This is a genomic window from Blastococcus saxobsidens (assembly GCF_010682065.1).
Taxonomy (GTDB): Bacteria; Actinomycetota; Actinomycetes; order Mycobacteriales; family Geodermatophilaceae; genus Blastococcus; species Blastococcus saxobsidens_B.
Map to the genome: position 1 here is coordinate 1 of NZ_JAAGWG010000067.1, position 1339 is coordinate 1339.

2 protein-coding genes are annotated in these 1339 nt (G+C 72.0%); both read right to left on the reverse strand.

The genetic code is table 11. From position 1 onward, the window contains the following. Positions 1-9 precede the first annotated feature (9 nt). Complete coding sequence (locus tag GCU60_RS19670) at positions 10-936, reverse strand: integrase core domain-containing protein (protein ID WP_204262356.1); 927 nt, start codon at positions 934-936, stop codon at positions 10-12. A 17-nt stretch (positions 937-953) separates the two neighbouring features. Further along, entirely contained in the window at positions 954-1271 is a 318-nt protein-coding gene (locus GCU60_RS19675) for a helix-turn-helix domain-containing protein (RefSeq protein ID WP_163208335.1), read from the reverse strand. Positions 1272-1339 lie beyond the last annotated feature (68 nt).

A 1339-nucleotide genomic window follows, 5' to 3' on the forward strand; every position in this document is an offset into this window, starting at 1 on the left:
TGTCCCGCGTCAAGTAGTTGGCAGTTTTTCGGGATCGGGGAAGCTGGGGACGAGCGGGTCGGCGGCGCCAACGTGGACGTCGTGGGGGCGGTTCCAGGCGATCGCTTCGTGGGGGCGGACGGTGTTGTACTCGATGCGGTAGTCCTCGGCGTGGGCGACGAGGACCAGGACGCTGTCGATCTCTTCCAGGAACAGTCGCTCGTACTTCAGCGAGCCGAAGCCGCGTTCGCGGGAGCCGTTCTGGCCGGGGGTGCGCACCCGGGTGCGGACGTGGCGCAGCTCGGGGTGGGTGGCGATGAACGCTTCGAACCGGAAGCTGCGGAACGGGCCGCCGTTGTCGGTGACGAGGGTGACCAGCGGCTGGATGTGCCCGTCGGCGTCGCGGGGAGCGAGGTCGACCAGCGGGCGCCCGGCCAGGCGCTCGGCCTCGGTGAGGGCGGCTTCCACCGCGGCGATCGCGTCATGCATGTTCGCCGTCGGGGACACGTGCCAGCCCAGCTCGTACTTGCTCCAGTAGTCCCGGCAGCCGGCCAGCCGCCAGGTGCCGCCGGTGGTGGTCTCGAACTCGGAGAAGTCCAGCTGCCAGACCTGGTTGGGGCCGGTGGGTTCGGTGGCGAACGCGGCTTTGCGCCGGGCGGCGAGCTGGCGGCGTTCCCGCTGGTAGGCCGCCTCCAGGATGAGGCCCTCATCGCGCAGCAGCCGAAGCACGGTGGCCTGGGAGACCCGGTGCCCGTCGTGGCGGCACATCGCCCACACCTTGCGGTGCCCCCAAGCCGGGTGGGCCAGCGCGTGCGCGCGGGCGACCTCTCGCACGCCGGCCCGCGCCGGCTGCGGCCAGGGGCCCTTCGGGAGCTGGCCGGCGCGGGCGCGGGCCTGGTGGCGGCGCCAGGTCCGCTCGGGCACACCGATGAGCTTGCAGAACCTCGTGGTCGGCATGCCCGCCTCGACGCGGATCACCTCGAGGTCTTCGAAGGGCCCAGGCGGCCCTCGGCGGACTTCTTCCAGACCCGCACCTCGATCGCGGCCTCACCCAGCGCGGTGGTCAGCTCTGCGACCTCGGCTTCCAGCTGCGCCTCCCGCGTCGAGGGCCCGCGCTTGCCGGCGACCAGGCCCGCCCGCCCGGCGTCGAGGAACTGCCGCTTCCAGGTCCCCACCGCCTGCTCGGACACCTTCGCCCGCCGTGCGGCCTCGGCGACGGTCACCTCCCCGGCCAGGATCGACAACACGATCCGGGTCTTGTCCTCCGCCGGCAGCACCGGTGGTCTCGCCATGACGATCAGACTCCTCGCAGGTCACGCCCGCATGCAACGGGTCATGCCAATAAGTCTGACGCGCGACA

Excerpts from the sequence above, each read along its gene's own strand:
- GCU60_RS19670 (WP_204262356.1), bottom strand. The coding sequence starts at position 936 with ATGCCGACCACGAGGTTCTGCAAGCTCATCGGTGTGCCCGAGCGGACC.
- GCU60_RS19675 (WP_163208335.1), bottom strand. The coding sequence starts at position 1,271 with ATGGCGAGACCACCGGTGCTGCCGGCGGAGGACAAGACCCGGATCGTG.